We start from the raw sequence: 25,600 nt of genomic DNA, 5'->3' as shown, positions 1-25,600 counted from the left end.
GGCTACTTGCCAGTACGAACGATCGTACTATTTGTGGTCACGGTTGATAAGGGTGAGGTAAACCACACGTGCTGATTCGTCTTATCTGCTGGACAGGGGGCGCGTGATCAGTTCGTCCTGTCTAGGATCGTCGCGTCCTGAACGGGCTTCGCTATCGGGGGTTGCGATGGGCAGATCGTGGGCCGGGCGGCAGGTTTTGAGGCCGCGCTGGCGCTGCACGCACGAGCGGACACCGCTCGGCGACACCTATGATCCTGACGTTTTCCGGCTGGTGCCCGCCGAGCCGTCCCTCACGCTGGAACAGCTCGCCGCCGCGGCCGATCCGCAGGGCGGCGTGGCCTGGCGGTCCGTCGCCGGCGTCGTGTGGAACCGCGAGGAGTTCCTCGACCTGCAGTGGGTCACCGACTGGGTGGCCGACTGGGAGGAGGGCGAGCGCTACGCCTGGTCGATCCTGGAGCGCTACGGCGACTTCATCCCGGCCGACCTGGCCGTCATCGAGGCCGTCTCCGCCGACTTCCAGGGCATCGAGACCTTCGGCCACGAGGCGACCTTCGTCCACGAGTGCCACGTCCACGCCTTCGCGGAGATCGACGATCTTCATCTGGCGCTGCTGGCCCTCTACCGGGACGGCTGGATCGTTCCGCTCGACGACGGCACCGTCGTCTCGCCCCGCCTGGTCCTCGCCCCCGCGTTCCTCTGACGCGGGCGGCCCCGGGCCGGGCGCGGGCGCCCGGCCCACCGCGCGGAACGCGTCCGGGACAATACCGCTCATGTCCCAACGCGAACTGGTCGTCCTGGGCACCGCCAGCGCGGTTCCCACCCGCCGCCGCAACCACAACGGCTACCTCCTGCGCTGGGACGGCCACGGCCTGCTCTTCGACCCCGGAGAGGGCACGCAGCGGCAGATGTCGTTCGCCGGTGCCGCCGCCAACGACCTCGACTGGCTGTGCATCACCCACATGCACGGCGACCACTGCCTCGGAGCGCCCGGCATCGTCCAGCGGCTCGGCCGCGACGGCGTCGCCCATCCCGTCACGGTGACCTATCCCGCCAGCGGCCACGCGTACTGGGAGCGGCTGCGCGACGCCACCCCCTACTGGGGCAGGCCCGACCTCGTCGAACGCCCCCTCGAAGGCGACCTCGTGACGTTCGACGGCCCCGGCTTCACCCTGTCGGCCCGCCCGCTGGAGCACGGCCTCGACGCCTACGGCTACCGCCTCGAGGAGCCCGACTCCCGCGCCTTCCTCCCCGCGAAGCTCCGCGAGCACGGCATCCACGGGCCCGCGGTCCGCGAGCTGACCGGACCGCTCCTGGAGGAGGTCACGACCGTCCGGCGCGGCCAGAAGTTCGCCTTCGTCATGGACACCCGCCTGTGCGACAACGTCTACGAGCTCGCCAGGGACGCCGACCTGCTCGTCATCGAGTCCACCTACCTGGACTCCGAGACCGCCGAGGCGCACGACCGCGGCCATCTCACCGCCCGCCAGGCGGGCGAGGTCGCCCGCGCCTGCGGGGTCCGCCGGCTGCTCCTCACCCACTTCTCCGAGCGCTACACCGCGGCCGACGACCCGCTCTTCCTGGAACAGGCCGGTTTCGACGACACCGTCCTGGCCACCGACCTCCTCCGGGTCCCCGTACCGAGGAGAAGGACCGGCTGAGACCGGGTTTTCCCATAGAGGGACCCTTCCGTTAACAGCGCCGCGTTGATCCTCCGCACCAGTGTCATTACTTTCGGTGACAATCTAAGGGGGCTCAGCTCACATGAAGGCGTTGTTGCTGACGGTCGGGTCGCAGGGCGACGTCCAGCCGTTCGTGGCGCTGGCGGACCGGCTCAGGAAGGGCGGGCACGAGGTTCTGCTCGCCGCCCCGCAGCTCTTCCAGGGGCTCGCCGAGGCGCATGAGATCCCCTTCGCGCCGCTCGGCCTGGACATGCTCAAGGTCTCCGACGCGATCGAGGACGCCCACGGCGTCCGGCAGTTCCTGCGGTTCGCCCGCGCTCTCGGCCGGATCGCGCCCGACGCCCTCGACGCCGCCCACGCGGCCGCCCGGGGCGAGTTCGACGTGGTCGTCCACCATCCGCTGCTGCCCATCGGCCACCACCTGGCCGAGTTCGCGGGGGCCAGGTCCGTGGTCGCGCTGCCGACGCCCGCGGCGCTGCCCACCCGCGCCTTTCCCTCGCCGGTGTGGGCGATGCCCGTGCCGTTCCCGCGGGCGTCCTACCGGATGGCCTCGCGGCTGGTCCGCTCCCAGTGGGGCGGCGACCTGGACCGCTGGCGGCACGAGACGCTCGACCTGCCGCGCAGGCCCGGCTGGCGGGACCCGCTGCTGCGGCCCGGCGGAGAGCCCGCGACGGTCCTGCACGCGTTCAGCGCGCACGTGCTGCCCCGCCCGAACGACTGGCCGGCGGCGGCGCACATCACCGGCTACTGGAACCTCGGGGCCAGGGAGCACCTGCCCGGACGCCGTCTGCGCGAGTTCCTCGACGCCGGAGAGCCCCCGATCTTCATCGGCTTCGGCAGCACCCCCCTCAAGGACCCGCAGGGCACGGCCGCGGCCGTCGCCGAGGCGGCCGGGCGGGTCGGGGCCCGGGCCCTGATCTCCGGCGGCTACAAGGGGATGCGCGGGATCACCAGCACCGACCGGCTGCACGTCATCCGGTCCGTCCCGCACGACTGGCTCTTCCCGCGGTGCGCGGCCGTCGTCCACCACGGCGGCGCCGGCACCACGGGCACCGCCGCCACGTGCGGGATCCCGCAGGTCATCACCCCCGTGGGCATCGACCAGCCGTTCTGGGCCCGGCGCATGCGCGACCTCGGGGTCGCGCCGAAGGCACCGAGGCTGCGGGCGATCTCCGCGCGCACCCTCGCGCCCGCGCTCGACCAGGTGCTGCACGACGAGGAGATCCGCTACCGCGCCCAGGACCTGGGCCGCCGGATCCGCCTCGAGGACGGCACCGGCCGCGCCGTCGCCCTCCTGACCGAGCTCCTTCAGCCGAAACTGGCGGTCCAGCGATGATCCTGCCCCTGCCCGGCACCTTCGAACGGCACACGCTGCGCACCCGGCGCGGGACCGTCAAGGCCCTCCACCACCCGGCCGTGAACACCCGGGCCACGGTCGTCATGACATGCGGCTACTTCGGGACGAAGGAGGACTACCGGCTGGTCATGCCGGAGCTCGCCGCCGCCGGATACGACTGCTGGGCCTACGACTACGTCGACCAGTTCGGCGGCGACGGCCTGAGCTCCGCGTCCGACTACGAGATCGCCCTTCTCGCCGACGACCTCGCCGAGCTCGTGGACGGGCGGCGCGTCCACTACGTCGGCCACTGCCTGGGCGGTCTGGTCGCCCGGCACGCCGTCCTGGACGCCCCCGGGCAGGCGCTCAGCCTGACCCTGCTGTGCACCGGCCCGCACCTGCGGGAGCTGCGGCACAAGGCCATGTGGCTCGCCGTCGACAAGATGCTCTCCGACGGCGGCCTGATGAACCTGTGGCCGACCGTCCGGCGGCTGCTTCCCAAGGACGACGTGATCCTCGGCGAGTTCTGGCAGAACAAGCTCGCCACCATGAACCACGCGTTCGTGCAGGGGACGTCGCTGTCCATGCGGGCCGCCCCCGACCTCACCGAAGCCCTGCGCGACAGCGGAGTGCCGGTGCTGACGGCCTACGGCTCCCGCGACCGGCGCCTGTGGTCGCAGGACACCTACCACGCCATGGCCGAGCGGCTCGGCTCGCGGGAGGTGGTCTTCAAGGGCGCGGCGCACAGCCCGAGCCTGGAGACGCCCGCCGAGACCATCGCCGCGCTCCTGGAGCTGTGGTCGAGCGTGGAGGTCCCGGCATGACCGTCCTGGCCCCGGAGAACCTGTCCCAGGAAGCACTGCGGATCTTCCTCAGGATGATCCGGCCGCGTCCGCTCGCCGACCCCTACCCGATGTACCGGCGGCTGCGCGAGATCGCGCCGTTCCACACGATCCGGCTGCCCGGGCTCGCCGCCACCTATGTCGCGGCCACCCACGCCGAGGTCTCGGAACTGCTGCGGCGCAAGGAGTTCGGCCCGCTGACCCCCGGCCACCTCGACCTGCTGTCGCCCGGCTGGCACGGCCACCGCTTCACCCGCGTCATGTACACCTCGATGGCGTTCAAGCACGGCGCGGACCACCGGACGCGCCGGGACCTGGTCTTCAAGGACTTCACCCCGCGCCGCACCGAGGGCCACCGCGCCGCGATCGAGCGGGCCGCCGACGCGATCCTGGACAGGCTGGGCGGCGAGGTCGACCTCGAGGAGGCGCTGGCGCTGCCGTTCACCGCCCTGACGATCGGCGAGGCCCTCGGCATGCCCGGCTCCGTCGCCCTGGAACTGGGCCGGCTGGCCCGCGCCGCGGGGACGGTCTTCGAGCCGATGGCCTCCGCCCGGCAGCGCGCCGCCGAGATCGAAGCCGGGACGGGCCTCGTCGACGGGTTCGCCGCGCTCCTCGACGAGCGCCGCAGGAAGCCGGAGCGCGACCTCCTGACGTTCCTGGTGAAGCACCACGGCGAGGACGAGGAGGAGGCGCTCGTCCAGGCGGTCCTGCTGTTCGGGGCCGGATTCGACTCGCCCGTCAGCATGGTCGGGCTCGGCAGCCGCCTGTTCATCGAGCACCCCGACCAGGCGTGGCTGGTGCGCGAGGACCCCTCGCTGGCCAGGAGCGCGGCCGAGGAGATCCTGCGGTACGAGTCGCCGGTGCAGCTCGTCGTCAGGGCCGCCTACGCCGACACCGAGCTCGCCGGGACGCCCGTCCCGGACGGCGGGGTCGTGTTCGGCCTGCTCGCGGCCGGGAACCGGGATCCCCTGGTCTGCCCCGACCCGGAGCGGTTCGACGTGGCCCGCGCCCCGATCCAGACCCTCAGCTTCGCGGCGGGCGCCCACTACTGCCTGGGCGCCCCGCTGGCCAGGCTCCAGGCGGAGATCCTCTTCCCGAGGCTGCTGCGCCGCTTCCCCGACATGCGCCTGACCGGGGAGCCGCGCTACCGGTCCCCCGGCTCGATGCTGCGGGGCCTGGAGTACCTGCCCGTCCATCTGTCCTGAGACCGCCGACGTCAGAGGCGTTCGGGCGTCAGAGGAGGTCGAGGGCGCCGGGCTGGGCGGCGAGCCGCGAGGCCAGCTCGGAGAGCTTGATGTTGAGATGCTGCGAGGCCCTGCTGAGCAGCGCGAACGCCTCGTCCGCCGAGACCCCGCGGCGTTCCATCAGGATGCCCTTGACCTGGCCGATGAGGTCGCGGGCCTCGATCGCCTGGTGGAACTGGTCCGCGATCCGGGTCGCGGCGACGGCCAGCGACGCGTGCGTGGCCAGGAGCAGGGCGATGTCCCGGGAGCGTCCGTCGAGGCCGTACCTGCGCCGTCCGTAGATCGTGAGGGCGCCGCCGAGACCGAGCCGGGGCGGCGCGGGCAGCAGCGACGCCGACAGCACCGAGGCGTATCCGTACCGGTAGGTCGCGGCCGAGAACGCGGGCCAGCTCCGCTCGGCCGACAGGTCCCCCGACATCCGGTAGCCGCAGCCGGGGGCGCGCGCCGCCTCGACGCTCGGCCCGTCGTCGTGGTCGTACTGGACCTGGTCGAGGGCCGCGGCGACCGGGCTGGTCCGCGCGGGCGTGTACAGGTGGCCGTCGCGCTCGCGCAGCGTCACGCTGACGAGATCGGCGCCGGGCACCATTTCGTGGGCCGCCTCGGTGACCGTGCCGAGGACGGCCGTCATATCGTCTTCGTCCAGGAGCGCCAGGGTCAGCTCCCGGAACTCGCGGAGCGGAACGGCTGTCATGTCCTCTCCTCTTTCAGGGGGTTCTTCCCCTACCCTGAAAAACGAGAACCGTGCGGTCCAGAGAAGCGGCCGTCCCTTGAAGCGACCCCGGGGGACAGCGATGACCGGCACCTTGAGCATTCGCGACCGGCGTCTCGGCGGCTGCCATCTGGTGGTGCTGGACGGTGAGATCGACCTCGGCAGCGCGCCCGTCCTGCGCTCCAGGCTCTCCGCCACGATCGCGCTCGCCGAGGAGCCCGTGCTGCTGGACGTCTCGGGGGTCGGGTTCTGCGACGCCGCCGGGCTGAACGTCTTCGCCGTCGCCATCAAGGACGCCGCCGCCCGGCCCGTCCCCCTTCACCTCGTCGGGTTGCGGGGGCGGCTCGCCAACGTGTTCACGCTGACCGGGCTCGATCAGGCTCTTCCCGCCCATCCCGATCTGCGGCGGGCACTGCGAGCACTACGGGCTGGAGCAGACGGACCTCACGGGGCGGCGGTTCGGCCCGAGGACGGTCGTCCAGTGCCAGGGTGAGCAGCCGGGCCAGGAGCTCGGAGACCACCGAGGGGTACCAGCCGGACGGCGGCGTCTCCACCGCGCCCAGCTCGTGCTCCCACCGCGCCACCTCGGAGTCGGGGTAGGGCCAGGCGGGCAGGTTCGTCCGCAGCCGCACCTCGCGGACCGTCGCGGCGATCTCGGCGGCCCGCCGGTGGTCGTACCGGGCCAGGTCCAGCGTCAGGAACGCCAGCCGGGTGCCGGTCAGCACGTCCTGCTGCTCGACGCAGCGGCGCAGCCCGCGCAGGGTGTGCGACCAGGCCTCGTCGAGGTCGCCGCCGAGCCGGGCCGCGTGCGCGAACGCCTCCTGGAAGTCGGGCAGCACGGCCAGCGTCTGGGAGCGGCGGATCCGGTCCTCGCCCCGGTGCAGCGCCGCCCGGGCGCCCGGCAGATCGCCCTGGACCATCAGCGCCCAGCCCTCCGCGAGCAGGGCCTGGGCGCCCACGAGGCCGCCGCGGCCGGTCAGCGCGGCCGTGCGGGCGAGGGTCTCGGCGGGCCGGCCGGTGCGCAGGTACACGAAGGCCGCGTGCTCCGGATGGGCCAGCCGCCCCGCCGCCTCGGCCTCGCCCACCAGCGCCAGAGCCTGCTCGTCACGGCCCAGCCAGGCGAAGGCCAGGGCGAGGAAGGGCAGGCTCCCGGTCAGCGCGCGGACGTCGCCGGAGGCCCGCGCCTCGGCGGCCGCGCTCGTCACGAGGACCTCGATGCTCGGATGGGCCTCGGTCAGATCGAGCGCGACCAGATGGCGCAGCACCTCGGCCCGGCGGCGCAGCCCCTCGGCGCCGAGGTCGAACAGGGTCACCGCCCGGTCGAAGTGCGGGCGGGCCTTGGCAGGGCGTCCCATCCGCATCTGGAGGCGGCCGGCCCGCAGGTTGAGCAGGCCGCACAGGTGGGTCGGCAGCCCGGCCGGATGGTCCAGGGCGCGCAGGGTCCAGGCCAGGACGGGCTCCGCCCCGGCCTCGCCGTCGGTGAACACCCGCCAGCCCGCGTCGATCAGCTCGGCCCCCGCCTGGACGGCCGCGGGCCCGCTGCCGGGCCGCAGCGCCCATGACAGCGCCGTCAGCGCGTCGGTGGTGGAGGAGGTCCGCCCGTTGAAGGCGCCGACCAGGCAGTGCGCGAGATGCCGGTCCTTCATGGTCGCCAGGTCGTCGGCGCGGGCCGCGCACAGGTCGCGCAGGCCCGCCCGCACACCGCCGTCGGGCCCGATCAGCCGGCCCTCGGCGAGGGTGGTGAGCAGCCCGGGGATCTCCTCCGCGGTCAGCGGGGGATGCGAGCAGACCTCCCGGACGGCCTCCCGCCCGGCGCCGCCGGGGAAGACCGTCAGCCTGCTCAGCAGCAGCCGCTCCCGTCCGGGCAGCAGATCGGGCACCCAGTCGAGGGTCGGCCAGGGCAGGCCGAACGCCTCGTGCAGGTCACGCCGCCGGACCAGGTGGTCGCGGATCCGCTCGGCGGGCAGGTCGCGCAGCATCGCCCCCGCCAGCTCGATCGCGAGCGGCAGCCCGCCGAGCGCGTCGACGAGCTCGGCCATGACCGGTGTCTCCACGACGTTCGGGCGTCCGTGGAGCAGCTCGACCGCGGCGTTCGTGGCCAGGGTCGGGACCCGCCAGACCTGCTCTCCCGGCGTGCCCAGCGGCACCCGCGAGGTGATCACGACATGGGCGGACTCGCCGGCGTTGGCGTGCGCGGTCCTGACCGTCCGCACGATCTCCTCGACGACCTGGCGCGCTCCCCCGGTGAGGTGCTCAGCGTTGTCCAGCACGAGCAGCACGTCGCCGGTCCGCAGCGCGCGCAGCACGGCGGGCAGCGCGCCGTCCCGGTCGCGTTCGACGCCCAATGCCGTCCTGACCAGTTCGGCGGCGGTGTCGAGCGAGGCGTCGGGCGGCAGCGGGCCGAGTTCGACCAGCAGCACGCTCCGGTAGCCGGCGCCGAGCCGCGCCGCCAGCTCGCGCGACAGCGCGGTCTTGCCGACGCCGCCGGGGCCCACCAGCGTGACCGCCCCCCACGAGGGGACGATCTCCGCCAGGTACCGCAGGTCGACGTCGCGCCCGACCAGGGCGGCGTCCAGCTCGCGCAGCCGCGCGGTGAGCCGGTCGAAGGTCTCCCTCAGCTCCACGTCGAGGCGCCCGGCCTCGGGCCAGGCCGTGAGGTCGAGGCCCTCCAGCAGGGTGCCGCGCCGCTGCGCCAGCGCCTCGATGAGAAGCAGCCGCTCGCGGCCCGCGTCGGCCCTGCGGCGGGCGTCGGCGGCCTGCTCGGCGAGGGCGCCCAGCGCCGCGAGATCGGACCTTCCCGCGCGCAGCGCGTAGCCGCCGTCGGCGTTCACCAGCAGCCGGGACGTCCCACGCGGCGGGAGGCCCGGTTCCAGGAGCCGCCGCAGCCGCCCGACGTATCCGTGGACGGCCTTGTGCGCGCTCAGCGGGGCGCCGCCGGGCCACAGCGCCGCGATCAGCGACTCTCGGGCGACGGTCTCCCCACCGGCCATCAGCAGCCGGGCCAGGACCTGCCGCTGCTTGGGCGGGCCCAGCGGGATCGCCTCGTCACCGCGCCATGCCTGGAGCGGACCCAGCACGCAAAATCGCAGATCGGTGTCCACGGATCACCCTCCACTGGTCGGTCCCGGCCGGTACCCCACACGTCCCGCTTTTCACATTATGGACAAGGGTCACGCCAGGCACCGAGCTCCAGGCGCTTGCGCATCGAACTGAAGCCCTTCCTCCCGCAGAACCTCCCGAGGGGCAGGGCGTACTCCACGTGCAGCACGGCCTTCCCCGCGGTCACAAAGGGCTCCAGACGCTCACATTCACCGTACTCCGCGCACTCCTCATTGACCGCGAAATCGAAGTACCGGACGAGCTCCTTTATCTGGTCGAGATCATTCTTCAGCCCCACCGACAAGCCGCGCAAATGGGCCAATTTTGCGATCATTCGGTTGTATTTGAGTTGGTCGGCGGCGGTGAGCGGGAAGCCCGTCTTGTTGACGTAGGCGTCGGTGAGATCGGGCTCGACGGCGTCGAATCCCTTGTCACGGCACATGTCGAACCGCCGGGCCATGATCGGCTTCAGCACGTCGACGCGGCGGATGTCGAGCCAGCGCTCGCCCTCCCACCCGTTGGACTCGCCCATGACCTCCGGCGGGAAGGCCTTGTAGTCGGGGCGGAAATTCTCGGCCGAACCGACCGAGATGTAGCAGATCACCTTTCGGCCGCGTTCGTGCAGGGCGTCCACGACGGCGGCGGAGTTCTCGAAGCCGTCGATGTCGTAGACCGGGACGTCCACGCTCCGGTCGACCGGGACGTCGAGCTGCCACTGCCAGGCCGTGCCCGGCTCGGGGCTCCAGCGCTCCCGGTGCTCCCCCTTCTTCTCGGCGGGCGGGCCCGCGTGCTTGGGCAAAAGCGGCGGAGGCGGAGGTTCCGCCGCCCCCTCAGGAATGCAGGAGGCCGTCCCCGTGGCAAGGAGGACGGCCGTGAGCAGGCTTCGGATCACAGGGTGAGCAGCCTCGGGAAGTAGGACGGCAAGCCGCCGTAGGGATTGGATCCGGTGTGGTCGGTGACGTAGACGACACCGGTGTTGCGCCGGCGGGCCAGGGTGAGGACGGCGTCGACCTCGGGTTCGGCGACGCCGTAGACCAGGTGGCAGAAGCGCTGGCGCGGACCGGTCATGGTCCACGCCGGCGGCTGGACCGCCGGGTAGCTCGCGAGCGGGCCCTCGAAGGTGACGAGGAGGTCCGCCAGCGCGCCGTAGCCGGGATCGGGGTAGACGCCGTGGTTGAAGGCGATGAACTCCGCGTCCGCCCCCCGGAGCCGGTCGCTGACCTGCTGCATGATCGGCAGCATGTCGGGTCCGGCCGGCACCTGGTCGCAGAAGATGTCGGCGACGTGGTACCAGCTCCGGTAGCGCCGGACGTCGGCCTCGATGAGAGCGGGATCACGCCTCCCGTAGCCGACGTCGACATAGCCCGCGACCGTCCCGCCGCGCTCCTCGATCCGGCGGACGGCCGCGGCGAACACCGGGTTCGGCGCGTCACCCGGGCCGTTCGCCACGTTGAGGATCACCGCGTAGATCCGCGGATCGGCCAGCAGCTCCCACTCGGCCGGGAAGTAGTCGGGGCCGAAGTAGGCCGGGACGATCGCCGCGTCCGGGCGGGCGGCCCGCGGCGAGGCCATCCCCAACGCCGCCGAGATCGCCCCCGCGCGGAGCACCGTGCGCCGGCTCAGCATCCTTCCTCCTCGCACCAGGAGCGCCACAGGTCGCCGACGCTGGCCGTCCTCGGGTAGAGCGGCTTCCAGCCGAGCGCGGCGGTCGCGGCCGTGATGTCGGCCCGGTGCCAGGGCACCGCCGCCGAACGCTCCGAACCGGACCTGACCTCGGCCAGGGTCCGTCCGGGGACGAGCGAGACGAGATCGGTGACCAGGTCGCGGGAGAGCGTGGCGGTGCCGCTGCCGATGTTGAGCACGCCCGTGACCTCGGCCTCGGCCGCCGCGATGGCGGCGTCGGCGACGTCTCGGACGTCCACGTAGTCACGGACCGCGCCGAGGTCCCCGGTCCTGATCTCGGTCTCGCCGGAGCCGAGCTGAGTGGCGACCTCGCCCATCAGCGAGGTCCGCGGCGAACCGGGCCCGAACGGGTTGAACACCCGCAGGACCACCCCGTTCGGCAGCCGGCGGGCCAGCGCGGTGCCCGCCAGCTTGGTGACCCCGTAGGCGCCCACGGGCTGGGGCTCGTCCCGCTCGGTGATCGGGACGCCCTCGGTGACCCTGCCGTACTCGGCGGACGAGCCGAGATGCACCACCCGGGTGTCCCCGACGACCTCCGCCAGGGTGGCGACGGTCGTCACGTTGCCCTCGACGAGGCAGGAGACCGAGCCGGCGACCGCCCCCGCGCAGTTGATGACCGCGTGCGGGCGGACGACGCGCAGCGCCTCGCGCAGCGCGTCGCCGTCGAGCAGATCGAGACGGAGGTCGGCCGCGCCGGGCCGCCGGGAGGTCGTGACGACCTCCCGGTCACCGGCCCGGGAGGCCACGTGCCGTCCGATGAATCCGGTCGCTCCGAGAACGAGCAGGGGCTTCAAAGGGTCACTCCGGAAGCAGGACGGGACGCAGGGCGTCGAACTCGGCGTTGGCACGGTCATAGTCGTCGGGACGGCCGATGTCCAGCCAGTAGCCGTCGAAGGCATAGTCCAGCGGCCAGGTGCCGTCGGCGAGCAGATCCAGGACCAGCTCGTCGAAGCCCAGCGGCAGCCCGGGGGTGTACCGGGACAGAACCTTCCTGTTCAGGGCGTACACGCCCATGCTGACCCGGTAGTCGAGGGTCGGTTTCTCCGCGAACTCCCGGATCCTTCCGCCGGTCGTCGTCAGCACCCCGAAGTCGATCTTCACTTCGCGGCGGTAGGTCGCGACCGACAGCGGGGCCCCGGCCGCGCGGTGCGTGGCGAGCAGCTCGCCGAAGCACAGATCGGTCAGGATGTCGCCGTTCATGACCAGGAAGTCCTCGGGGAGATCCTCCAGGGAGAGCAGCGGGCCCATCGTGCCGAGCGGGCTCTCCTCCGTCCGGTAGTCGATCTCCAGGCCCCAGCGGGAGCCGTCGCCGACGTAGGAGCGGATGAGGTGGCCGAGATGGCCGATCGCCAGGGTGACGGTCGTGAAGCCCTGGCTGCTGAGCTGCTTGAGGACGATCTCCAGGATCGAGTACTGGTCGCCGATCGGGACCAGCGGCTTGGGCAGCGTGGAGGTGTAGGGGCGCAGGCGCACGCCCTTGCCGCCCGCGAGGATCACAGCGTGCATGGGAGTCGTCCTCTCAGACGGCGTAGACGCCGGGGCGGTAGCGGTCGAGGTTGCCGGTCAGCCAGGTGATGGTCTCGGCGAGACCGTCCTCGAGGGTGTGGGCGGGCTTCCAGCCGGTCGCCGCCTGGAACTTCGAGCTGTCGCAGACCAGCCGCAGGACCTCGGAGCCGGCCGGGCGCCGCCGCTGGGTCTCGGAGACGAACTCGACGTCGCGCCCCATGGTCGCCGCGATCGTCTCGGCGAGCTCGCCCATCGAGACCTCGCCGCCGACGCCCGCGTTGAACAGCCCGCCCTCGATGCCGTCCGTGGTGGCCGCGGCGTAGAAGGCGGCGGCGGTGTCCTTGACGAAGGTGAAGTCGCGGGTCGGTTCGAGCGAGCCGACCTTGACGGTCGTGGCGCCCGCCGCGATCTGGGAGATGACGGTCGGGATGAACGCCCGCGCCGACTGCCGCGGCCCGAAGGTGTTGAACGGCCGCAGCGTCACCACGGGCAGCCCGAACGACAGGTGGTAGGACTCGGCGAGCTTGTCGCCCCCGGCCTTGGACGCCGCGTAGGGCGACTGGGTCTGGAGCGGGTGGGTCTCGGCGATCGGCACGGTGAGGGCCGTCCCGTAGGTCTCCGAGGTGGAGGTGTGGACGATCCGCGGCGTCTCCGCGTCCCGGCAGGCCTCCAGCACGTTCATGGTGCCGAGCACGTTGGTCTCCACGTAGGAGCGCGGCGCCTGGTAGGAGTACGGGATCGCGATGAGCGCCGCGAGATGGTGGACCGCCTGCGCGCCGTCCACGAGGGCGCGCATCGACCCGGGATCGCGGACGTCGCCGAGCTGCACCTCCACCTGCGCCATCACCTCGGGATCGAGGGTGTCGAGCCAGCCCCATGACCCGAACGAGTTGTACTGGGCGAGCGCCCTGACCCGATGGCCCCGCTGCACGAGCAGTTCCACGAGATGGGAGCCGATGAACCCGTCGGCCCCCGTGACCGCGACGAGTGATTCCATTGCCGAACTCCTTAACGATGGGCCGTGGCGCGTCCGAGGACGGTCACGGTGTGGACGAGCAGGACCGTGAACAGCACCACGGCCCCGGTGAGCTGGACCTTTGACGGGTCCGGTCGCGCGACGAGGAGAACGCCCGCCTCGAGCGCGAGAGTGGCGGCGCAGACGCCCAGCGAGACGGCGTTGCGGCCGCAGGACTGCAGCATCAGCGCGATCACCAGGGCCCCGCCGAGCAGCAGGTAGCAGACGAACGGGCCGATGCTGGAGTCCGGAAGGTCGGCGACGACGATCGCGCCGCCGATGAGGACGGCCAGCGCCGCCATGAAGCGCCCCATCAGATCGATGAGGGTGAGCCTGACCCGGAACCGGAACTCCCGCACGCTCCGGCTGGCCACGAGGAGTTCGTGGCCGCGCGCCCGGAAGGCGTACAGCACCCATTCGGCGGGTCCCATGGACGCCGAGAGGGCGACCATGGCGGCGCTCGTGGCCTCGGGCGGGGCTCCGTACCCGCCGTAGGCCGAGACGATGGTGAAGGTGAGCAGACCTCCCGCGACCAGCCCGAAGAGGGCGTTCGGGGTGATGGTCCACACCGCGATCCAGGAGATCCCGCCGTTCGCGGTGCGGTGCGCCTTCGGCACACGCGTCCGGTCGACGGCGATCAGGAGCACGCCGAGCCCGGTGACGGCCCAGCCGACGATCAGGAGCTGGCCCGGCAGCCCCGCGAAGGTCGCGACGACGCCCGGCAGCAGCGCGAGCAGCAGCAGGAGCTCGCCGCCCGTCACCAGCGCCGCCGACGCGCTGAGCAGGTAGAAGCTCTGCGCGCAGGCCACCACGACCACCGCGGCCGACGCCCCGTGCCAGAACCCGATCCCGACACTGACCACGATCATGAACGGCAGCCCGTAGACCAGCCCGAGCCGCAGCACGCGCTTGGTGTCCTCGAACTCCCGCCGCGAGTAGGCCAGCGCCGCCACGCCCTGGCTGACCGGCCAGCACAGCACCAGCGAGAGGGTGAGGACCAGACCGGCCGACCGCTGCCCGAGCAGGCCGTGCACGGCCAGGTATCCGGCGCCGGGCAGGCCGAACAGCAGCCCGCGCAGCGCGTACCTGCCGGCGTCGTGCAGCACCCCGGTCCCGTTGACCCAGGGGTTGGCCGCCTTCTTCGCCCGCGACGGCCGCCGTACGCTGCCCTCGTACAGCCGCTCCGCGAGCAGGAACACATCGTCGTATCCGTACAGCCGGGCCGCTCTGTCCCCGATGCCCTCCGCTTCGAGCCCCGCTGTCACCTCCAGCACGTCCACCGCCGAGGCGAGAAGATCCGCCATCTTCTCGGCCAGTTCGCCGACGTCTCGCGTCAGCGGCCTGACCAGTACTTCCGTCATGCTTTAACGACCCCCGATGCCAGGTTCGAATAGATCTCCCGGAAGGACGCCACCGCCTGGTCGACGGTGAAGAACTCCAGGGCCTTGCGACGGGCGACGGTGCCCATCCACGCTCGTTCCTCCGGATCGCGCAGCAGCCGCACGGCCGCCGCGGCCATGGCCTCGGGGTCGCGCGGCGGCACGACCAGGCCGCACTCGCCGTCCTCCGGCGAGTTGGGATTGGGGGCGACGGCCTCGGTGACGCCGCCCACATCGGTGGAGACGGTGGCCCGCCCGCAGGTCATCGCCTCGATGAGGGTGTAGGGAAAGCCCTCGGAGATGCTGGAGAGCATCACCACGGTCCCCGCGACATAGGCGTCGCGGATCTCCTCGACCCGGCCCTCGAACGTCACGTGGCCGGTGACGTCCAGGTCGGCGGCGAGTTTCAGGCACTTCTCGCGGTACTCCGCGTTGCCGCCCCCGAACAGGCGCAGGACCGCCTCGGGAACGTCGTCGCGGACGATCGCGAACGCCTTGATGAGCGTCTCGAGGTCCTTGATCGGATCGATGCGGCCCGCCCAGGACAGCGTCGGGCGATCCGGCTCCCCGGCCGCCTCCGGGAACTCGTGCGGGTTGACGCCGTTGTAGACGGTCTGGATCAGCCCGGGATCCGCGCCGCATCGTGTCTCCCACCGCTGGTTGTAGCGGTTGCCCGGGGTCACGAGGTCGGCGGCCTGGTATCCGGCGGCGCACAGCATCCGCAGGAACGCCAGGATGAGCGCCTTCACCGGCCAGGAGTAGCCCTTGCCATAGCCGAGATAGCGTTCTCGCAGGTAGATACCGTGTTCGGTGAGGCAGAACGGGGTGCCGTGGGTCCACTTCGCGGCGAGCGCCGGAAGCACCGTCACCCCGTTGGACACCGCGTGCGTCAGGTCGGCCCGCGGCACGTGCCTGGCCAGCGGCCGCAGCGCGTGCTCGAGCAGGCTGATCGCCGTCAGCGCGTCGTGGACGGTCGGCTCGACCCCCTCCGGGAGGTCACGCCCCTCCCACGCCGCCATCAGCCACTCGACCGGCCCCTCCCCGGCGAGCAGCTCCGACAGCCCGCCGAGGTCGTAGAGGCCCCGCAGGACCGAGGGGAACAGCTCGCCCGCCGACGGCGTCCCACCCGTCAGGCAGAGGTCGAGCAGCACCCGGAACAGGCCCTCGAACTCGCGGGAGGCACCGCCCCGCCCCGGGGGCCGCGGCCCCCAGAGCGGAACGGGCTCGACCGTGACATTTCCCGGCGGCTCCCAGGCCAGCGCCTCCGTGCCGGTGCCCGTGAGCGCCACCACGTGGAAGTCGTGCTCCGGCATGCCCCGCACCAGCTGGTCGCACCAGACGCTCACCCCGCCGTAGGCGTGGGGATACGTCCCTTCGGTGACCAGAGTGATGTTCATACCGTCTGAGCACCCACCTGGAAGGTCAGGTTGCCGGTCTTGTAGTCCGACACCTCACCCGCGTAGGACGTGCCGAACGGGCTGGTCATCGTGATGAGGCCGAGCAGGTTCAGGACGATCTGGTCGGTGCCCGCCGGCAGCGTGATCGGCACGTGGACGCTGGCGCCGCCGCCGCTGATCGTGACCCGGCCGTCCTGCAGGTAGGCGGTGACCGCACCCTGGGTGGTCTTCCAGGACGCCTGGCGCTTCAGCTCGGCGCCGTTGGCCGCCATCCGCTGGTTGACCAGCGGGGAGTTCTCCGCGAAGACCGACCGGTAGTCACCGAGGACCCTGTCGAGCAGCGGGTAGAGGATGCGGTCCTCGGCCATGTTCGACTGGTGGACGTAGTGCGGCCGCGGGTCGTTCTTGATGATGTGCGACATCTCGATCCGCGCGTCCAGCGGGACGATGTGGTTCTGGTAGCCCGTGGCCGGGTCCAGCGGCTGGATGCAGGTGACCGTGAGGGGGTTGTCCTCGCAGATGCCCGAGCCGCCGTCGGCGCGGCTGGTGTAGATCCAGTTGTACTCGTCGACCATCTCGGCGACGGTGGCCGTGTTGAAGTAGTTGGCCATCGGGTAGCGCGGCACGGTCAGCGCGTTGTTGACGGCCCGCTGGTCGAAGTCGCGGGAGGCGTCGGAGCCGAGCCACTTGGTGCCGGTGTCGTTGACCGCGAGGCCGAGGTTCGGGTTGTCCTGCGGCTGCTGCGGCAGGATCTTCAGCCCCGAGTGCTCGCCGGTCACCAGCTCGGTGGTGTCCTGGCCGAAGCCCTTGGCGTTGCCCCAGTTGCGGTTGTCGGTGATCTCGTTGCGGATGTAGGGCCGCGTCTCCCACAGCGTGTTGTTGTTCGCGTCCTTCTTGCAGACCCAGGGGATGACCGTGACGTCCTGCTGGCAGCCCAGGTAGGTGTGCTGGAAGGTGTGGTTGGCGAAGCGGAACTTCGCCTTGTTCGCCTGCACCGCGGTGAGCAGCGGGTCGGAGCCGTTCTGCTCGACGGCCTCGTCGCTGCCGAAGCCGTTGAAGTACATGTCGAACGTGAAGTCGTTCTGGGTCGACCAGTTCGCCGCCGCGGTGACGTCGTCCGCGGTCATCCGGATGTCCGGGGTGGTCACGTTCGGGTCGGTGCAGCCCTCGCCCGGGGTGCAGTTCGCCGTCGTGGACCAGCGCGCGTCCGGCAGGAACAGGTCGTCGACGTGGACGCTGAAGTACTGGCGGTTGTAACCGAGGTGGACGCCCTTGGTCAGCCAGGTGATCAGGCCGTGCCCGATGAGCCGGAACTGGCTCTGGAAGTGGTTGGCCGCGAAGGTCATGACCATCTCGGTGCGGCCGTCGTGGGTGTAGGCGCCGGCCAGGACGCCGCCGTCCTTGGTGAGGTACGGCTCGAAGTGCGTCGCGGGGGTGGTGCCGGCCGCGGGAACGTCCGGGAGCGGCGTCGAGAGGTAGCCGTAGGACTCGTTCGGGGCGTTCGGGTCGTTGTCCTCGAACGCGACGTCGCCCTTGAGGTAGCGGAACGCGCCGGCCTTGGCCGAGGGCGTCAGGGTGCCGGTGATGCCGTCGAGCTGCCCGGCGTAGGTCGGGTAGTTCAGGCCGGCCTCGGGGGTCGGGTAGATGTAGGAGCTGAGCTGGCGGATGCCGAACTGCTTCTCGAAGGCGACGATCGCGGCCATCTCGGCCGAGCCGGTGCCGAACGGGTTGGTGTTCGGCAGCACGACGGCCTGGTACTTGGCGCGGGGCGCGCCCGACACGGTGTCCTGAAGGAACGCCGTGGTGATGGTGGGACGCGCGGCGTCGGCGAGGTTGACCAGCTTGTACGGGACGCCCTCGGTCTTGAGCTGCTCTGTGACGGCGACGACGTTGGCGCCGCCGTCAGTCACGACGAGGACCTTCAGGTCGATTCTTGGCCCTGCTGCATGCGCTGCGGTCGGCAGGCCGACGAGGCCGGCCGTGAGCGCGAATACCGACAGGGTCCTGATGACAGGACCTTTCAAGAGTGAACTCCCCTGGTTCTGCGTTCAAACGCGTGAGGTTGCGGCGGAATCGCCGTCGCCAGCGTCTGCCATTGAACGCTCAACCGGAGGGGAAACCAGGGCCTGACATTACAAATGGGCCGGTCCTAGGACCCACCACAGAAAATTAATCGACGATCGGATGTTTAGTGGAAAAATCGTTGATTTCACGCCATCTCTGGACAGCATGGTCGCGACTGTCCGCCTTGAGCCGCCGATAGATCTGATGGACGTGGTTCTTCACTGTCTTCTCGGATATGAACAGCTGTGATGCGATCCTGCGGTTACTGTGGCCCTCGGCGATCAATTGCATGATCTCCACCTCGCGCGGTGTGAGCTCGTGCGCGAAAGACCGAGTGCGATTCGGTCTCGTACTGGCGGTCCCGTGGAGCCAGCCGACCAGAGCCGTCACCACCGGCGGTGAGAGATAGGCCTGGCCGATCGTGGCCGACTTGATGGCCCGCTCCAGCTCAGCGCCTCCGAAGTGGCCATAGACGAGACACGCGAAGGCACCCGCCGAGAGCGCTTTCACATAGAGCGCCGGGCTTTCCAGCGCCGTGAGGACGACTATCCGTCCGGTGAGTTTGAGCCGCTCGATTTCCTGGAACGCGCCATGATCCGCCACCCCGATCACGATCACTTCGGGGTCCTTCTCGTCAAGCACAATTTCGGACATATCACTCAGTAGCGAGGTGATCCCCAGGAGCAGTACGGGGTTGTGCTCCACCACTCGGACTCTTGTCACGAAATATAGACACCTTCCCCGCCCATGCGGTTTACCTCCTGTCACCTTGGGTTCATCTGATCTCACCAGAGAGCAACTCATAGTGCCTCAGGAAGGACGCTTCGGTCGGCCCGTTGGCCGAACGAGGTCGGACTCGACCGGCGAAGCTAGAGAACCTCACCGTGCAAAATGTCCTGATTAGCAGAGAATGACAGAAATGCCCGTTGATTTGAGCGCCTCGACCATTGCGGGGTCGGCGGCCGCGTCCGTGACCAGGGTCGTGATCGCCTCGGCGGGACAGATCCGGGCGAAGGCCCGGGTGCCGAGCTTCGAGGCGTCGGCGACGACGATCACCCGCGCGGCCCGGTCCGCCATGAGGTGGTTGATCTCCGCCTCGCCCTCGTGGTGGGCGGAGGCGCCGAAGACCGGGTCGAGGGCGTCGACGCCGAGGATCACCTCGTCCAGCGCGAGGCTCCGCAGCGTCGCGGCGGCCAGCGGGCCGATCAGCTCGTAGGAGTTGGGACGGGCCGCTCCCCCGGTCATCACGGTCTTGATCTGCGGCCGGACGGTCAGTTCGGCCGCGATGTTCACGGCGTTGGTGACGATCGTGAGGTCGGTGCGGCCGGCCAGCTCCCGCGCGACCTCCGAGGTGGTGGTGCCGCCGTTGAGCCCGACCACCCGTCCCCGGCCGACCAGCGCGGCGGCCGTGGCGGCGATGCGCTGCTTCTCGTTCGCGGCACGGGCGGCCTTGTAGCGCAGCGGCAGGTCGTAGGCGACCTCGGCGGCCACGGCCCCGCCCCTGGTGCGCCGGACGAGCTGCTGATGGGCCAGGCGGTCGAGATCGCGGCGGATGGTGGCGGGCGAGACGTCCAACGCGGCGGCGGCCTCTTCGACGTCCAGGGAGCCCCGCTCGGCGAGCAGGTCGAGGAGCCGGGTGTGCCGGAGATGAGAGGAGGCCATGTCCGCATTCTTGCACCTATCTGCTCATTCTTGTACGTTGATGATTGATATCGAGCATTTTTAAACATCTGGAGTAGGGCATGACGTTCGTCGCCGAGGAGATCGCCAGCCAGCCGCGGTGCTGGGAGCGCGCCGTCGAGCTGGCCCGCACGGCCCGGAACCTGCCCGTCGCCGGGGAGCGGGTGGCCGTGGTCGGCTGCGGGACGTCCCTGTTCATCGCCCAGTCCTACGCGGCGCTGCGCGAGTCGGCCGGGCTCGGGGAGACCGACGCCTTCCCCGCCTCGGAGTTCCCGCACACCAGGAAGTACGACCGGGTGGTCGCGATCTGCCGCTCCGGCACCACGACCGAGGTCCTCGACCTGCTGCGGGCGACCGAGCTGCCGACCGTCGCGGTGATCGGCGACCCGGACACCCCGATCACCGGCCTGACCCCCGTGGTCGTGCTGGACTTCGCCGACGAGCGGTCGGTGGTGCAGACCCGCTTCGCCACCACCGCGCTGACGCTGCTGCGGGCCCACCTCGCCCTCGACCGGCCGGGCCTGCTCCCAGCCGACCTGATCGCCCAGTGCGAGCGGGCCGTTTCCGAGGCGCTGCCCGCCGGGGCCGTCGAGCGGACCCAGTTCACCTTCCTCGGCGCGGGCTGGACCAACGGGATCGCCCACGAGGCGGCGCTGAAGGTGCGCGAGGCGTCGGGGTCCTGGACGGAGTCCTACCCGGCGATGGAGTACCGGCACGGGCCGATCAGCGTGACCGACTCCAGCAGCGTGACCTGGTTCTTCGGCGGTGCCCCCGAGGGCCTGGCCGGCCAGGTCGAGAAGGCCGGGGCGATCGTGTCGGTGTCCGACCTCGACCCGGTGGCCGACCTGGTGCGGGCGCAGCGGCTCGCCGTCGCCGTGGCCGAGGCGAAGAACCTCAACCCCGACGAACCCAGGAACCTCACCCGATCCATCATTCTTGACGCATGAGCACCTATACGAACGCACGGCTGGTCACCCCCACCGGAGTGATCGGCAACGGCTGGCTGACGACCGAGGACGGCCGGATCACCGGCCTCGGCGAGGGCCCCCGCGAGGGCGGCCGCGACCTCGAAGGCGCCTTCCTGGCCCCCGGTTTCGTCGACATCCACGTCCACGGCGGCGGCGGCCACTCCGCGATGACGTCCAAGGACTCCATCCGCGAGGCGGTGGCCTACCACCGCACCCGCGGCACCACCACGATGCTGATCAGCCTGGTGACGGCCCCCCTCGACCACATGGAGAGGGCGGCGGGCTGGATCGCCGACCTCACCGAGGAGGGCCTGATCGCGGGCGGCCATTTCGAGGGCCCCTTCCTCTCCCACGCCCGCTGCGGCGCCCAGGACCCCGACGCCCTGCGCCTGCCGGACGTCGCCGAGCTGCGCCGCCTCCTGGACGCCGGACGCAGGACCATCCGCCAGGTGACGATCGCGCCCGAGCTGGTCGGCCCCTCCGGTGACACCGGGCTCGACCTGATCAGGGAGTGCGTGTCCCGCAACGTGGTCGCGGCGATCGGGCACACCGACGCCACCTACGAGCAGGCCGCCGCGGGATTCGAGGCGGGCGCCCGGCTGGTCACCCACACCTTCAACGGGATGCGCGGGCTGCACCACCGCGACCCGGCCGTCGTGCTGGCCGCCGCCGAGCGTCCCGACGTGATCCTTGAAGTGATCAACGACGGGGTGCACCTGCACCCGTCGGTGGTCGCGATGCTCGACCGGATCGCCGCCCGCAGGCTCGCCCTCATCACCGACGCGATCGACGCCACCGGCATCGGCGACGGCGAGTACCGGCTGGGCGCGATGTCGGTCGTGGTGAAGGACGGGGAGGCGCGGCTCGCGACGAACGGCTCGCTCGCCGGTTCCACCCTCACCATGGACGTCGCGTTCAAGCGGGCCGTGCAGGCGGTCGGGGTGCCGATCGAGATCGCCTCCTTTTACGCCTCGGCGATCCCCGCCCAGGTCCTCGGGCTCACCGACCGCGGCCTGCTCGCCGAGGGCCAGCGCGCCGACCTGGTCGTCCTCGACGACGCGCTCGACCTGGTCGAGGTCCTCTAGATGATCCTCACGGTCACGCTCAACCTCGCCCTGGACGTCACCTACGAGGTCCCCGCCCTGGTCCCGCACTCCACCCACCGGGTCTCGGCCGTGCTCAAGCGGGCCGGCGGCAAGGGGATCAACGTCAGCCGGGTCCTGCGCGCGCTCGGCGAGGAGACCCTCGCCACCGGGCTGCGCGGCGGGCCGACCGGGGACCTGGTCCTCGCCGACCTCACGGCGGGCGGGGTGCCGCACGACTTCGCGCCCGTGCGCGGGGAGACGCGGCGGGTCGTGGCCGTGGTCGCCGGTGACGCGACCGTCTTCGCCGAGCCCGGTCCCGTCGTGAACGCCGAGGAGTGGGCGGTCTTCCAGCGCCACTTCACCCAGAACGCGAGGGCCGCCTCCGTCGTGGTGCTGTCGGGCAGCCTGCCGCAGGGCGTCCCCGAGGACGCCTACGCGGTCCTGACCCGGCTCGCCCACGAGGCCGGGGCGAAGGTCCTGCTCGACACCAGCGGCCCCGCGCTCACCGCGGGCGTCCTCGCGGGCCCCGACCTGGTGAAGCCGAACCTCGGAGAGCTGCGCGAGGCCGGGCTCGACCCCGCCGCGCTGCCCGGCGCCCTGGTCGTCTCCCGCGGTGCCGAGGGACTGCTCGCCGCGGTCGGCGGCCGGTACTTCGAGGCCCTGCCGCCCGAGGTGCTGCACGGCAACCCGACCGGCGCGGGCGACGCCGCCGCCGCGGCCCTCGCCGTCGCCCTGCGCGACGGCGCCCCGTGGGAGAGCGCGCTGGCCGAGGCCGTCGCGCTGTCCGGGGCCGCCGTCGTGACGCCCGTGGCGGGCGAGGTCGATCTCGGCCTCCACCGCAGGCTCCGCCCCCTCGTGAACGTGAAGGAAGTCCCATGCCCCTGGTGAAGACCGCCGACCTCGTGACCCCCGGCACGGGGATCGCCGCGTTCAACGTGATCACCCTCGAGCACGCGGAGGCGATCATCGCAGGCGCGGAGGCGGCCGGACGCCCGGTCATCTGCCAGATCAGCGAGAACGCGGTGCGCTTCCACGGCGGCAGGCCCGGCCCGATCGCCGCCGCCACCGCCGCCGTCGCGCAGGGGTCGTCGGCGCGGGTCGCGCTCCACCTCGACCACGTGATGGACACCGGCCTGCTGTACCAGGCCGCCGACCACGGCTTCGGCTCGGCCATGTACGACGGCTCGCACCACCCCTACGAGGAGAACGTCGCCCTGACGGCCGCTGCCGCCGAGTGGGCGCACTCCCGCGGGCTGTGGCTGGAGGCCGAGCTCGGCGAGGTCGGCGGCAAGGACGGAGCCCACGCGCCCGGAGTGCGGACCGACCCGGACGAGGCCGTGGCGTTCGTCAAGGCCACCGGGGTGGACGCGCTGGCCGTGGCGGTCGGCAGCTCACACGCCATGACCGACCGGACCGCGGCCCTCGACCACGACCTCATCGTGCGACTGCGCGACGCCCTCGCGGTGCCGCTGGTGCTGCACGGCTCCTCCGGCGTCCCCGACGCCGAGCTCCGCCGCGCCGTCGCCAACGGCATGGTGAAGATCAACATCGGGACCGCGCTCAACATCGCCTTCACCGGCGCCGTCCGCGAGGCCCTCGGCACCTCCGTCGACCCGCGCAAGTACCTGGCCCCGGCCCGCGACGCCATGGCCGAGACCGTCAGGCACCTGCTGACGGTCATCGCCTGACGGTCGCGGGCTGACGGTCATCGGCTGACGCCGCCGTTCAGCGGGTGAAGAACTCCTCGTCGGGACGGGTGCCGATGGCGATGGTCAGCCGGTTGGTGTAGTTGAAGAACGAGATCACCTCGATGATCTCGACGATCTGCTCGTCGGTCAGGCCGAACTCGCGCAGGCCCAACTCGCGCAGGCCCAGGACGTCGGCGTCGCCCACGTGCGAGGGCTCGCGGGTCAGCTTGACGGCCAGGTCCACGATGGCCTGCTCGCGCGGGGCGAACCCGATGATGTGGTGGTCGTCGGCGATCCGGTGGGACAGCTCCCCGTCCTTGGTGACGGCGGCCAGGCCGGCCGCGGCCGGGCTGCTCGGCATCGCGGTGCCGCGCGAGCACGGTGGCGGCGGGGTGCGGCCGAGCACCGTCGGCGAGGTGTTCCGGCTGCTGGCCGTCGGCGACCCGGCCGTCGCCCAGCTCCTGCTGGCGCACTTCGTGCTGCTGGAGATCCTCGGCGCGGCCGCGACCGGCGCGCGGCGGGAGTTCTTCTACGGGGAGGCCGTGCGGGGCGTCCGGTTCGGCAACGCCACCGCCGAGCGCGGCGGCGTCCCTGGCCGTCGCCGAGGCCAAGGCCTTCGCCCAGGAGGACGCGGTCGGGATCGCCTCCGACGTCATCGAGCTGGCCGGGACCAGCTCCGCGGACGCCGCGCACGGCCTGGACCGGCACTGGCGCAACGCCCGCGTGCACACCCTGCACGACCCGGCCCGCTGGAAGTACCACCACATCGGCGACCCGGCCAGGGCCCTTCACGCCTAGGGGCTGTTTCAAAGTCGGCGCCCGTGGCGAGCGGCGTCCAGGTGCGTGCCTCGCGGGGGCGGAGGAGGGAGTCGACCTGGTTGGGTCGGCGACCGACGACAACCTCGCGAGGTGCGTGCCTGGGCGCCGCGCAGTAGGGCAGTTGACTTTGAAACAGCCCCTAGTCCGCCCGGCCCTCGGCGTTCAGGGTGAGCCAGACGCGGAGGGACATCTCGAAGGCCATGCGGGTGTCCGGGTCGTACAGGGCCTCGCCGAACAGCTCCTCGAGCTGGTGGAGCCGGTAGCGGACGGTCTGGGGGTGGACGTGCAGGCGTGCGGCCACCTCGGTGGCGTTGAAGCCGTTCTGGAGGCAGGCCAGCAGGGTGCGGGCCAGCCGGTCGCGGTGGCGGGCCCGGATGTCGAGCAGCGGGGCCAGCCGGGATTTCGCAACGGTCCAGACCAGCTCCTCGTCCTTGAAGATGACGAGGCTGGGCATATGGTCCACGCAGCGGATCAGGCCCTCGTCGGCGACGACGCCGCGCTGGGCCAGGCCGAGGACCTCGCGGGCCCACCGCAGGGAGCGGCCGACCTCGGTGATCTCGACGGTCGGGCCGACGGCGGCCGACCAGTCGCGCAGGGCGTGCTCGAGGACCTGGCGGCGGCCGGGGCCGTCGGGGTCGGGGACGATCAGGCAGGGCTCGTGCCTGCTGAGGTCCATCAGGACGTCGGGCGGGAGCGCGGGCTGCAGGAACTCCTCGGTCCTGCGCTCCTGGAGGGCGATCGCGGCGACCGTCTTGGGGATGCGCCACTCGGCGTTGCGGGCCGCCTCGGCGACGGCGCCCTGGCTGGCGGCTGGCTCGGCGAGCAGCAGGTCCAGCAGCCGGCGACGGCGGCGGCTCTGCTCGCCCGCGACCTGCTCGCTGGCGGTGTGGTAGCCGGCGGCGGCCGAGGCCGCCAGCTCGTCGAGGAACAGCAGGATCGCCTCGGCGAGCTCGCCGAGGGCCGAGCGCGGCAGGTCGTGGCGCTCGGACTCCACCGTGATGCGGCGCAGCGCGACCCGCGCGCCCAGCCGCATGGCGATCTGGAGGTTGTCGAGGCTGCGGCCCTCGCGGGCCTCGCCCCAGCCGATGAAGCGGTAGACCTCCGTCAGCTTCTCGAGCGAGGTCTCGGAGTCGTCGAGGAGGTTGACGAAGTGGCTGACCGCCCCTTCGACCGCCTCGCGCATGTTGGCGATGTAGGCGGGATCGACGCGGGAGTACTCGGGGACCTTCGCCTTGATCTCGTCGATCATCTCTTCGACGAGGCTGGGAAGGAACGGCTCGAAGAAACCGGATCTGATCGACGGTGTGTCCATCGCGATGGACATGCGACCTCCCGGGGTGGTTTCGGCGCTTGGTAACGAAAGTTACCCGCGCGACACTCACCCGGTCCCCTAGCTGGGCGACAAAA

24 protein-coding genes and 1 pseudogene are annotated in these 25,600 nt (G+C 71.5%); 11 read left to right on the top strand and 14 right to left on the bottom strand.

Features of this window, described 5'->3' with window-relative positions:
* Nucleotides 1–166: 166 nt before the first annotated feature.
* From ABD785_RS32240 to ABD785_RS32220, 5 genes are all read left to right on the top strand, one after another.
* The gene (locus tag ABD785_RS32240; protein ID WP_344835831.1) at nt 167–700 is read left to right on the top strand and encodes a hypothetical protein; all 534 of its coding nucleotides are present in this window, start codon (nt 167–169) and stop codon (nt 698–700) included.
* A gap of 70 nt (nt 701–770) precedes the next feature.
* A complete protein-coding gene (locus ABD785_RS32235) occupies nt 771–1,658 on the top strand; it encodes a ribonuclease Z (RefSeq protein WP_344835829.1) in 888 nt (295 codons plus the stop codon).
* A gap of 103 nt (nt 1,659–1,761) precedes the next feature.
* The gene (locus ABD785_RS32230; protein WP_344835827.1) at nt 1,762–3,015 is read left to right on the top strand and encodes a glycosyltransferase; all 1,254 of its coding nucleotides are present in this window, start codon (nt 1,762–1,764) and stop codon (nt 3,013–3,015) included.
* Nucleotides 3,012–3,839 carry an alpha/beta fold hydrolase gene (locus tag ABD785_RS32225; RefSeq protein WP_344835825.1) on the top strand — a complete coding sequence of 276 codons (828 nt, stop codon included), beginning with the start codon at nt 3,012–3,014 and terminating at the stop codon, nt 3,837–3,839. Before ABD785_RS32230 ends, ABD785_RS32225 begins: the two co-directional genes overlap by 4 nt.
* Nucleotides 3,836–5,062, top strand: coding sequence for a cytochrome P450 (locus tag ABD785_RS32220; protein ID WP_344835823.1), 1,227 nt, complete (start codon nt 3,836–3,838; stop codon nt 5,060–5,062). Before ABD785_RS32225 ends, ABD785_RS32220 begins: the two co-directional genes overlap by 4 nt.
* A gap of 28 nt (nt 5,063–5,090) precedes the next feature.
* Here ABD785_RS32220 and ABD785_RS32215 read toward each other — a convergent pair whose 3' ends face one another.
* Nucleotides 5,091–5,792: an ANTAR domain-containing protein gene (locus ABD785_RS32215; protein ID WP_344835821.1), complete on the bottom strand. Its 702-nt coding sequence runs from the start codon at nt 5,790–5,792 to the stop codon at nt 5,091–5,093.
* A 100-nt stretch (nt 5,793–5,892) separates the two neighbouring features.
* Here ABD785_RS32215 and ABD785_RS32210 point away from each other — a divergent pair, with 100 nt between their 5' ends.
* The gene (locus ABD785_RS32210; RefSeq protein ID WP_344835819.1) at nt 5,893–6,303 is read left to right on the top strand and encodes an STAS domain-containing protein; all 411 of its coding nucleotides are present in this window, start codon (nt 5,893–5,895) and stop codon (nt 6,301–6,303) included.
* Nucleotides 6,304–8,020: 1,717 nt separating this feature from the next.
* Here ABD785_RS32210 and ABD785_RS32205 read toward each other — a convergent pair.
* From ABD785_RS32205 to ABD785_RS32155, 11 genes and pseudogenes are all read right to left on the bottom strand, one after another.
* Nucleotides 8,021–8,800, bottom strand: a pseudogene (locus tag ABD785_RS32205) (AAA family ATPase); the annotation flags it as partial.
* Nucleotides 8,801–8,967: 167 nt separating this feature from the next.
* Entirely contained in the window at nt 8,968–9,708 is a 741-nt protein-coding gene (locus tag ABD785_RS32200) for an endo alpha-1,4 polygalactosaminidase (RefSeq protein WP_344835817.1), read from the bottom strand.
* An 89-nt stretch (nt 9,709–9,797) separates the two neighbouring features.
* Nucleotides 9,798–10,535 (bottom strand): spherulation-specific family 4 protein, encoded by a 738-nt coding sequence (locus ABD785_RS32195; protein WP_344835816.1) that lies wholly within the window; start codon nt 10,533–10,535, stop codon nt 9,798–9,800.
* Nucleotides 10,529–11,386 (bottom strand): NAD-dependent epimerase/dehydratase family protein, encoded by an 858-nt coding sequence (locus tag ABD785_RS32190; protein ID WP_344835813.1) that lies wholly within the window; start codon nt 11,384–11,386, stop codon nt 10,529–10,531. The genes ABD785_RS32195 and ABD785_RS32190 overlap by 7 nt, the downstream gene beginning before the upstream one ends.
* A gap of 4 nt (nt 11,387–11,390) precedes the next feature.
* Nucleotides 11,391–12,098, bottom strand: coding sequence for a nucleotidyltransferase family protein (locus tag ABD785_RS32185; protein ID WP_344835811.1), 708 nt, complete (start codon nt 12,096–12,098; stop codon nt 11,391–11,393).
* A 13-nt stretch (nt 12,099–12,111) separates the two neighbouring features.
* Complete coding sequence (locus ABD785_RS32180) at nt 12,112–13,095, bottom strand: SDR family NAD(P)-dependent oxidoreductase (RefSeq protein WP_344835809.1); 984 nt, start codon at nt 13,093–13,095, stop codon at nt 12,112–12,114.
* A gap of 11 nt (nt 13,096–13,106) precedes the next feature.
* A complete protein-coding gene (locus ABD785_RS32175) occupies nt 13,107–14,474 on the bottom strand; it encodes a hypothetical protein (protein WP_344835807.1) in 1,368 nt (455 codons plus the stop codon).
* Nucleotides 14,471–15,889 carry a GT4 family glycosyltransferase PelF gene (gene pelF / locus ABD785_RS32170; RefSeq protein ID WP_344835805.1) on the bottom strand — a complete coding sequence of 473 codons (1,419 nt, stop codon included), beginning with the start codon at nt 15,887–15,889 and terminating at the stop codon, nt 14,471–14,473. The genes ABD785_RS32175 and pelF overlap by 4 nt, the downstream gene beginning before the upstream one ends.
* Nucleotides 15,886–17,799, bottom strand: coding sequence for a hypothetical protein (locus tag ABD785_RS32165; protein WP_344835803.1), 1,914 nt, complete (start codon nt 17,797–17,799; stop codon nt 15,886–15,888). Before ABD785_RS32165 ends, pelF begins: the two co-directional genes overlap by 4 nt.
* Nucleotides 17,800–18,058: 259 nt before the next feature.
* Nucleotides 18,059–18,658, bottom strand: coding sequence for a LuxR C-terminal-related transcriptional regulator (locus ABD785_RS32160; RefSeq protein WP_344835801.1), 600 nt, complete (start codon nt 18,656–18,658; stop codon nt 18,059–18,061).
* 195 nt (nt 18,659–18,853) lie between these two features.
* Nucleotides 18,854–19,615: a DeoR/GlpR family DNA-binding transcription regulator gene (locus ABD785_RS32155; protein ID WP_344835799.1), complete on the bottom strand. Its 762-nt coding sequence runs from the start codon at nt 19,613–19,615 to the stop codon at nt 18,854–18,856.
* Nucleotides 19,616–19,695: 80 nt separating this feature from the next.
* On the opposite strand from ABD785_RS32155, the gene ABD785_RS32150 reads away from it, so the two are divergent.
* Genes ABD785_RS32150 through ABD785_RS32135 form a run of 4 tightly spaced genes read left to right on the top strand, consistent with a single transcriptional unit; the run spans nt 19,696 to nt 23,374 of the window.
* Entirely contained in the window at nt 19,696–20,580 is an 885-nt protein-coding gene (locus tag ABD785_RS32150) for an SIS domain-containing protein (protein ID WP_344835797.1), read from the top strand.
* Entirely contained in the window at nt 20,577–21,686 is a 1,110-nt protein-coding gene (gene nagA, locus ABD785_RS32145; protein ID WP_344835795.1) for an N-acetylglucosamine-6-phosphate deacetylase, read from the top strand. The genes ABD785_RS32150 and nagA overlap by 4 nt, the downstream gene beginning before the upstream one ends.
* The gene (locus tag ABD785_RS32140) at nt 21,687–22,574 is read left to right on the top strand and encodes a 1-phosphofructokinase family hexose kinase (protein WP_344835793.1); all 888 of its coding nucleotides are present in this window, start codon (nt 21,687–21,689) and stop codon (nt 22,572–22,574) included.
* Nucleotides 22,562–23,374, top strand: a complete 813-nt coding sequence (locus ABD785_RS32135; protein ID WP_344835791.1) for a class II fructose-bisphosphate aldolase — start codon at nt 22,562–22,564, stop codon at nt 23,372–23,374. The genes ABD785_RS32140 and ABD785_RS32135 overlap by 13 nt, the downstream gene beginning before the upstream one ends.
* A 37-nt stretch (nt 23,375–23,411) precedes the next feature.
* On the opposite strand, the gene ABD785_RS32130 is transcribed toward ABD785_RS32135, so the two are convergent.
* Complete coding sequence (locus tag ABD785_RS32130) at nt 23,412–23,735, bottom strand: carboxymuconolactone decarboxylase family protein (protein ID WP_344835789.1); 324 nt, start codon at nt 23,733–23,735, stop codon at nt 23,412–23,414.
* A 20-nt stretch (nt 23,736–23,755) separates the two neighbouring features.
* Between ABD785_RS32130 and ABD785_RS32125 the strand changes: the two genes are divergently transcribed.
* Nucleotides 23,756–24,172 carry an acyl-CoA dehydrogenase family protein gene (locus ABD785_RS32125; protein ID WP_344835787.1) on the top strand — a complete coding sequence of 139 codons (417 nt, stop codon included), beginning with the start codon at nt 23,756–23,758 and terminating at the stop codon, nt 24,170–24,172.
* A gap of 160 nt (nt 24,173–24,332) precedes the next feature.
* Here the strand turns inward: ABD785_RS32125 and ABD785_RS32120 are convergent, their stop codons facing one another.
* Nucleotides 24,333–25,517, bottom strand: coding sequence for a PucR family transcriptional regulator (locus ABD785_RS32120; RefSeq protein ID WP_344835785.1), 1,185 nt, complete (start codon nt 25,515–25,517; stop codon nt 24,333–24,335).
* Nucleotides 25,518–25,600 lie beyond the last annotated feature (83 nt).

The sequence above is a fragment of the Actinocorallia longicatena genome (assembly GCF_039534125.1).
Lineage (GTDB): Bacteria > Actinomycetota > Actinomycetes > Streptosporangiales > Streptosporangiaceae > Actinocorallia > Actinocorallia longicatena.
Note: the sequence above shows the minus strand (reverse complement) of the source record. Positions and strands in the feature narration are given on the sequence as shown.

Coding starts and splice junctions, on each gene's coding strand:
- ABD785_RS32140 (WP_344835793.1), top strand. CDS start 21,687: ATGATCCTCACGGTCACGCTCAACCTCGCCCTGGACGTCACCTACGAG.
- ABD785_RS32210 (WP_344835819.1), top strand. CDS start 5,893: ATGACCGGCACCTTGAGCATTCGCGACCGGCGTCTCGGCGGCTGCCAT.
- nagA (WP_344835795.1), top strand. CDS start 20,577: ATGAGCACCTATACGAACGCACGGCTGGTCACCCCCACCGGAGTGATC.
- ABD785_RS32220 (WP_344835823.1), top strand. CDS start 3,836: ATGACCGTCCTGGCCCCGGAGAACCTGTCCCAGGAAGCACTGCGGATC.
- ABD785_RS32230 (WP_344835827.1), top strand. CDS start 1,762: ATGAAGGCGTTGTTGCTGACGGTCGGGTCGCAGGGCGACGTCCAGCCG.
- ABD785_RS32215 (WP_344835821.1), bottom strand. CDS start 5,792: ATGACAGCCGTTCCGCTCCGCGAGTTCCGGGAGCTGACCCTGGCGCTC.
- ABD785_RS32195 (WP_344835816.1), bottom strand. CDS start 10,535: ATGCTGAGCCGGCGCACGGTGCTCCGCGCGGGGGCGATCTCGGCGGCG.
- ABD785_RS32150 (WP_344835797.1), top strand. CDS start 19,696: ATGACGTTCGTCGCCGAGGAGATCGCCAGCCAGCCGCGGTGCTGGGAG.
- ABD785_RS32120 (WP_344835785.1), bottom strand. CDS start 25,517: ATGTCCATCGCGATGGACACACCGTCGATCAGATCCGGTTTCTTCGAG.
- ABD785_RS32185 (WP_344835811.1), bottom strand. CDS start 12,098: ATGCACGCTGTGATCCTCGCGGGCGGCAAGGGCGTGCGCCTGCGCCCC.
- ABD785_RS32235 (WP_344835829.1), top strand. CDS start 771: ATGTCCCAACGCGAACTGGTCGTCCTGGGCACCGCCAGCGCGGTTCCC.
- ABD785_RS32240 (WP_344835831.1), top strand. CDS start 167: ATGGGCAGATCGTGGGCCGGGCGGCAGGTTTTGAGGCCGCGCTGGCGC.
- ABD785_RS32175 (WP_344835807.1), bottom strand. CDS start 14,474: ATGACGGAAGTACTGGTCAGGCCGCTGACGCGAGACGTCGGCGAACTG.
- ABD785_RS32225 (WP_344835825.1), top strand. CDS start 3,012: ATGATCCTGCCCCTGCCCGGCACCTTCGAACGGCACACGCTGCGCACC.
- ABD785_RS32180 (WP_344835809.1), bottom strand. CDS start 13,095: ATGGAATCACTCGTCGCGGTCACGGGGGCCGACGGGTTCATCGGCTCC.
- ABD785_RS32155 (WP_344835799.1), bottom strand. CDS start 19,615: ATGGCCTCCTCTCATCTCCGGCACACCCGGCTCCTCGACCTGCTCGCC.
- pelF (WP_344835805.1), bottom strand. CDS start 15,889: ATGAACATCACTCTGGTCACCGAAGGGACGTATCCCCACGCCTACGGC.
- ABD785_RS32135 (WP_344835791.1), top strand. CDS start 22,562: ATGCCCCTGGTGAAGACCGCCGACCTCGTGACCCCCGGCACGGGGATC.
- ABD785_RS32130 (WP_344835789.1), bottom strand. CDS start 23,735: ATGCCGAGCAGCCCGGCCGCGGCCGGCCTGGCCGCCGTCACCAAGGAC.